Annotated in this window: 6 protein-coding genes; 5 read left to right on the forward strand and 1 reads right to left on the reverse strand. The window is 52.5% G+C overall.

Annotation, left to right across the window (positions count from 1 at the left end; translation table 11 throughout):
* Positions 1–79 precede the first annotated feature (79 nt).
* The 5 genes from FZZ85_RS09585 (at position 80) to FZZ85_RS09605 (ending at position 6,123) form a co-directional block, all read left to right on the forward strand.
* A complete protein-coding gene (locus tag FZZ85_RS09585; protein ID WP_226414532.1) occupies positions 80–1,165 on the forward strand; it encodes a tyrosine-type recombinase/integrase in 1,086 nt (361 codons plus the stop codon).
* 96 nt (positions 1,166–1,261) lie between these two features.
* Positions 1,262–2,134, forward strand: a complete 873-nt coding sequence (locus FZZ85_RS09590) for a hypothetical protein (protein ID WP_226414534.1) — start codon at positions 1,262–1,264, stop codon at positions 2,132–2,134.
* A 113-nt stretch (positions 2,135–2,247) separates the two neighbouring features.
* A complete protein-coding gene (locus FZZ85_RS09595) occupies positions 2,248–2,601 on the forward strand; it encodes a hypothetical protein (RefSeq protein ID WP_226414536.1) in 354 nt (117 codons plus the stop codon).
* Positions 2,602–2,970: 369 nt separating this feature from the next.
* Positions 2,971–3,327 (forward strand): hypothetical protein, encoded by a 357-nt coding sequence (locus FZZ85_RS09600; RefSeq protein ID WP_226414538.1) that lies wholly within the window; start codon positions 2,971–2,973, stop codon positions 3,325–3,327.
* A gap of 333 nt (positions 3,328–3,660) precedes the next feature.
* Positions 3,661–6,123 (forward strand): Hint domain-containing protein, encoded by a 2,463-nt coding sequence (locus FZZ85_RS09605; RefSeq protein ID WP_226414540.1) that lies wholly within the window; start codon positions 3,661–3,663, stop codon positions 6,121–6,123.
* A 335-nt stretch (positions 6,124–6,458) separates the two neighbouring features.
* Here the strand turns inward: FZZ85_RS09605 and FZZ85_RS09610 are convergent.
* Positions 6,459–6,604, reverse strand: a 146-nt coding sequence (locus FZZ85_RS09610; protein WP_226414555.1) for a GTP-binding protein, incomplete at its 5' end; no start/stop codon positions are given.

The following is a 6,604-nucleotide window of genomic DNA, read 5'->3' on the forward strand; positions in this document are numbered from 1 at the left end:
GTTCGTTTCTCCCGTCAAGCAGCCCCTGTTGCTGCCTGACCCTTAGGGGAGATGGGGTGAAGTCAGCCTTATCACCCAAATGACTACTGGGGGGTGGAAGTCCCCCTTCAACCATTCCACCGGAAGCGATCTCGGAATTGCGCCACAGGCGCCCGAGACCCATCCAGACAACGGATCCAGACAAATCCCGGCGGTCTTCGCTGGGCTGGATAAGGCCGAGGCGCTGGCGTACGTCAGCCGCCTGTTCGATGCCGCTCAGGCCGGAGCGGTGCTCTGGGGGGACAAGCTCCTCCTGAAGCGATTCCTGGAGCAGTGCTCCCGCACGGGCTCGAAAGAGACCCAGGACGGCTATCGGCGAGAGCTGCGGCACTTCGTCCGCTGGCGCGATCGGAACCACCCGCATCTGCACTTGCGGGAGCTGGATCCTGCGCTGGTGGATGACTGGGTGTCCCAACTGCGGGAACAAGTGACGGCTGGCGAACTCAAACCCCGCTCGTTCAACCGGCGGGTCAGCGCGGTGAGCGCCCTTTACCGATGGGCGTCGGAACCTACGAGATCAGCTGTGACAGGAGTGCCGCGCAACCCAATCCCCCGAAGAACAGGAATGTCGGCACCAAAGCTGGCCAAACCGCTGGCTGAGTCTGATCTGACATCAGTTCTGGGTGTTATCAGTGCCGCGAAGGTAAAAGGCTCGGCCATCGCAGCGCGTGACTACGTCATGGTCCGCGGGTCGTATTTGCTCGGGTGCCGTGTATCGGAGCTGTGCCGCCTGCGGTGGGAGGACATCGAACCGCTGGATGAGGGGGGCAACGTTCGCCTCCTCGGTAAGGGCAGCAAGCCCCGCACCATCCGCGTCAGCACCGACACGCTGAAGCTGTTCGAGTCCCTGGGCCGCGGCGAGCCAGGGGACTGGCTTTTCCCAAGTAATAAAAGGAATGGCCCATTGACCCGTCAGGCGGTGGCCGCTCGCATGGCGATGTGGGGCCGGGAAGCAAACGTCCGGCTCCACCCGCACCGTTGCCGTCACACCCATGCCACTCATGCGATTCGGCGGGGGGTGGATGTTTTCACGCTCTCAGCCACGCTCGGCCACAGCTCGACGGGAACCACATCTCATTACGTTCTTGCTGAGCCTGGTGAGAGTTCATCTCTCAAATTGGGTTGATGGTCCCTTCTGAGGTGAGGGTTATTGCGATCAAAAGCAACAGCTGTTGGGATTACAGCTCTCGTCGCTAATTTGACGTAATCCGAGTTGCGACTGTTGAAACTACTCCTGGCTGCTTCAACTGCACTTGCACTATCTGTACCGGTGCAGGCTCATCATGGACCTTTTTCTCAAGAAAATAAGGTTGTGCATGATATGCATCTAGGTGTGACACGTTCTACTAACAAAGAAGGATCACTTACTGCCTATAGCATTAAATCGAAAGGTCTAGGGCGCTTGGTATTTGGGCGAATGTCCCAGGGTGGACCAAAGGTTGAAGGATTTGAAATTGATACTAATGAGATCATTGGGTATGGGCCAGGTGGTGCCGAGACGGCAAATTCGTTTAACTCAGTCAACGCAGGTGCGGGTGTTGCTGTAGGGATGGCATTGGCTGCTCCATTAATGCTCCCAATAGCCTTGTTGACTAGTGGTTCTAGCTCTACTTCGTATTCGTATACCCTTCTTGAAATGAACGAAAGAGCAAGAGTCGTTCCAAGGCTGATAACTCTTTTCTCGGAAAAAGATGTTCAATATTTTAATGATTTTCTTGCTGCTTCGACTGGACTCTTGCCAGGAGAGCAGCCTACTGGGGCAGACCTTGATCGCGTGAGAAAAGCTAAGCTGAATAATGCGCTTGATGCGCTTTCAGATGCCAAGAAAAGGCTTATCACTTCAAACGAACAAAAGCCTTGGTGCTCAAGGCTTGACTTTGAGAAGTCCCCTGAGGATACGGCTGTTTATCGAAATTTACTTGATAAAGTAAATGCAATCAAAGCTGCACTTGGCCTGGACTCTATGACAGAAGAGGTCAGTATTTCTGGTGATGACAAATATCAAGATTACTTAGAGAGTGCTCCGCACCTAAAGGTATGGGCTGAGGCCAATCCAGTAGCAGCAGAAAAATTCAAATCTTGCCCTTCGACTTGACGTAAAACAGCTTGCGACCGATGATTTTTCTCTTCATTGTGCTTGCATCGTTATTCCCGCAGGGTGCATTGGCTGTCGAGTGGAAAACCTTTTATGATTATCATCTGTAGAAGATGGATTCTCGCTCTTTAAAAAGATCGCTTGACCGGCGTAATGTGTGGGAGATTGATATTGATATGGACAGTATTGTAAGGACCGGCGATGTTGCCAGCTTTAATACGCGCCAGACAATTATTGAGAACAACAAGCTCCAAAGCCAAACATACAAAATTGGATGGAAAATTAATTGTAAGACGCGTTCGTTGCTGATTGAGGGTGGTTATTACGATCCAAAGGGTTGGATGAAAATAAAGGAAGGGACTTCTTGGTCAGCAGCAATTGAATGTGCATGTCAACCTATGCCGAATGCTTGTGGCATCGAGTTGGAGGCAAAAAGAAGAACTTTGTCGCCAGGAGCCTACGAATAAGGTTTAGTTGCTTTGAGGCGCTGGTGCTTTGACGTAAAGCTGGTTGCGACCGTTTGCCGCTGATAAGCAAGAGACGTAAAAAAGGGGGACGGTTACTCACCAGCTCCCCTTTTTTATTGCAATCGCAGGGCACCCCTTGCATGTCTATTTTAGTACGGATTAGTGCTTATTTTGGGGTTGTTGCTGATGGGGAATCATCCCCTTATGAATGATCTCTCCCGAGCTGCGAAAGGTCGCAAGAGTCCTTGCGTCCACTCATCGGCGATACCCCGAAGCGTTGCCCGACGTGTTGCCGTTGTTTGCCGGGATCGTGCTGCTGACCCACCGCGAACTGATCGCCCACCTGCTGAATACGGAACCTGACTGGCCATGGCAAAAGCCAACGCCGAAGCCACTGCCGAGCGAGTCGATCACCTCCAAGGAATGATTCTGGCCGGTAAGCCCAACACCACTTGTCTCACATATGCGCGACAAACGTGGGGGGTCTCACGGTCCCAGGGCTACCGGCTGCTGAAGAAGGCGTGGGTCCAGATCAAGGACGACATCGATGAGAGCGGTATCGACCGGCAGGAGCTGCTGTCCTGGTCAATCCAAACGTTGATGGCAGCAGCTGGGCAGGGGATGAAGCAGGGGAACCCCGGCGCTGTGGTGGCATGCATTCGCCAACTCGATCACATGACCGGCACCGGATACAACTCCCACCGCGGCCATGGAGTACGCCGTTGATATGCGTCGTCGAAACCAGCTGACGATAGAACGGAGAGCAGTAGAAGAAGTCCAAGCTCTTAGAGCCGATTCCGGGAGGAGTTGATCAGCTCTAGTTGTCGCAGACTCTTCGTACCTTTCGGCCCATGAAACTCAGTCAAAATCACTCATAATTCGACGCAGGGACTGTTAGTTGCCTCAGAGGGTGTCGCTGCACGATCGGTCCTATCAAAGTTGGCTGCTCCAACTGCAGACCTGGGCAGCAAGGGGGAGTTTTATCTCAGCAGGCGTTGACGTATTGCGTCTGAAGCGCATCGATGAACGAAACCAGACGCTTGCGGCGGGGGCGTAACGGTGCCTTTTGTCCAACGCGGCCCCGACATCGATGGAGAAGCTGCTGGTGATCGCAGCGGCTGGAGCGTTTCCCTTTCTTCTGATGGCACCATCGTTGCCATTGGTGCACGTCACAACGATGGCAACGGCTCGAATGCCGGCCACACCCGCATCTATCAGTGGGATGGCAGTACCTGGAATCAACTTGGTAGCGATATCGAGGGAGAAGCCGCTGAAGATTTCAGTGGCGACAGTGTTTCACTTTCTCCTGATGGCACCGTCGTTGCTATTGGAGCTGAACGCAACGATGGCAACGGCGGCAATTCGGGTCACGTTCGCATCTATTCGTGGGATGGCAGTACCTGGAATCAACTCGGTAGCGATATCGATGGTGAAGCCGGTCGTGATAACTCTGGCAGCAGTGTTTCTCTTTCTTCTGACGGCACCATCGTTGCTATTGGGGCCCCTAAAAACGAAGGCAACGGCGCAGATTCGGGTCACGTTCGCATCTATTCGTGGGATGGTAGTACCTGGAATCAACTCGGTAGCGATATCGATGGTGAAGCCGCTGGTGATAACTCTGGCAACAGTGTTTCTCTTTCTTCTAACGGCACCGTTGTTGCCATCGGTGCTTACCTAAACGATGACAACGGCACGACTGCCGGCCACACCCGCATCTACCAGTGGGATTCAGGCTCCTCCTCCTGGAATCAACTCGGTAGTGATATCGATGGAGAAGCCGCTGGTGATGGGAGCGGCACGAGCGTTTCCCTTTCTTCTGATGGCACCGTCGTTGCTATTGGGGCCTATGCCAACGATGACAACGGCACATTTTCAGGCCACACCCGCATTTATCAGTGGGATGGCAGTACCTGGAATCAACTCGGCAGTGATATCGAGGGAGAAGCCGCTAATGATCAGTCTGGCAGCAGTATTTCTCTTTCTTCTGATGGCACTATCGTTGCTATTGGGGCCTCTAAAAACGATGGCAACGGCTCGAACGCAGGCCATACCCGCATCTATCAGTGGGATGGCAGTGACTGGAATCAACTCGGTAGCGATGTCGATGGGGAAGCCGCAGGCGATGAGAACGGCTACAGCGTGTCCCTTTCTAATGATGGGAGCACCGTTGCCATTGGTGCCAAAAGTAACGATGGCAATGGCACAGATTCGGGCCATGTGCGGGTCTACAGCCTTCCACCAACGGTGCAATCCGTCAGCAGTTCCACCGCTGATGGCACCTACAAACCTGGTGACGTAATAACCATCAACGTCGTCTTCTCAGAAGCCGTCACCGTCACCACCACTGGTGGTACTCCGCAATTAACACTTGAAACCGGGTCCACCAATCAGGTCGTCAACTACTCCTCTGGATCTGGCACCACCACACTCGCCTTCTCCTACACCGTTCAAGCAGGCGACACCTCTGCCGACCTCGACTACACGGCTACCTCCTCACTTGCTCTCAACGGCGGCACCATCAAAGACGCCGCAGGTAATAACGCCAGCCTCACACTCCCCGCTGTTGCCAGCAGCGATTCCCTCGCCGGTAACAGCGCCCTCGTTATCGACACCGTGAGGCCAACCATCGCCATCACTGATGACGATGCCGACAACTCCCTGAGCGCAGGCGATACAGCAACACTCACCTTCACCCTTTCAGAAGCCTCTACCGATTTCGTTGAATCCGATGTCACAGTCTCTGGCGGATCCCTCTCCAACTGGACCGCTGTTTCCAGCACCGTTTACACCGCAACCTTTACCCCAATAGCTGACAGCACCACCGATGGTGTGATCTCCATTGCCAGTTCGAAATTTTCCGATTCCGCTCGTAACAACAATAACGATGGCAGTGATGCCAATAACTCTGTAACCCTCTCAATCGACACGACGAATAAATCGTCTGGTGCGCCCTGCTTTGCTTCCGGTTCTTGCATCCTGCTTGCAAATGGTGCCGAGCAATTAGTTCAGAATCTTAGGCAGGGAGACAAGGTTATAACGCATTCAGGGATTAGAGAAATTCTTTGGATCGGAAGAAAGCATTTCAGTCAAAGTCAATTAAAATCAAATAGACGAAATTCTCCAATTGCTTTTCTTCGAAATTCACTGGGAGAAAACATCCCAGCCAAAACCCTTTACGTATCCGAAGGTCACTATTTTTATATAAACGGGAAGCTTATAGCTGCTGGATGCCTGGTCAATGGAATAAATATATTCAGAGTCAATCCAAATATGCTTAAGGATGGAGTCTGTTATTGGCATGTTGACCTTGGAGAAGAGCAGCTTGTTACATCAAATTCATGCTGGAGTGGATCATACTATTCCTGGTTCAACAGAAGAGGGTTTAGCAATTACTTGGATTACGATGGGGACCCAGATCAATGTACAAAAATGCTCGATATGCCGAGATTTGTATCCATTCATGACATCAAAGATGATTATAAATATTTAGTCAAACGAGCATTGGGCCTAGCAATAGATTAGTGTTTAATAGGCAAACGATGCTGACTGCATCTCCATGAAGTCATATGAATAATCGCCTATTGCTTGCTGAAAAGAATGGACGAAGCGGATGGCAATTCGGTCGTAACTGTCCTTACCGGTGCTCCTCTGCTGCTGTTGTGCCAAAAGCATCAACCAGCTTCCCAAGCTTTATCTCTGATTCGTACGTGGCTTGTATCCGTCAGCTTGATCACATGACCGGCACCGGATATAACTCCCACCGCGGCCACCTACGGCGCTGAATCGAATGATGGCCCTGGGCGCTGACCAGAAAGGATTCCGCGGTCACTCGAACCACCAGTACCGACGCCTCTGACTCAATACACCACACACGCTTGGAGTTGCTCCCGCAGTGTGGTGTGGTCGATGTCGCGGCCGATCAGCACCAATTGATTTTTGCGATCACCGATCCAGTCGGTGTCGTCGATGGAAAAGCGTTTGCCTGCCAGATGGAACACATGGC

It is taken from the genome of Synechococcus sp. MU1642 (assembly GCF_020514115.1).
Taxonomy (GTDB): domain Bacteria; phylum Cyanobacteriota; class Cyanobacteriia; order PCC-6307; family Cyanobiaceae; genus Parasynechococcus.

Coding starts and splice junctions, on each gene's coding strand:
- FZZ85_RS09585 (WP_226414532.1), top strand. CDS start 80: ATGACTACTGGGGGGTGGAAGTCCCCCTTCAACCATTCCACCGGAAGC.
- FZZ85_RS09595 (WP_226414536.1), top strand. CDS start 2,248: ATGGATTCTCGCTCTTTAAAAAGATCGCTTGACCGGCGTAATGTGTGG.
- FZZ85_RS09600 (WP_226414538.1), top strand. CDS start 2,971: ATGGCAAAAGCCAACGCCGAAGCCACTGCCGAGCGAGTCGATCACCTC.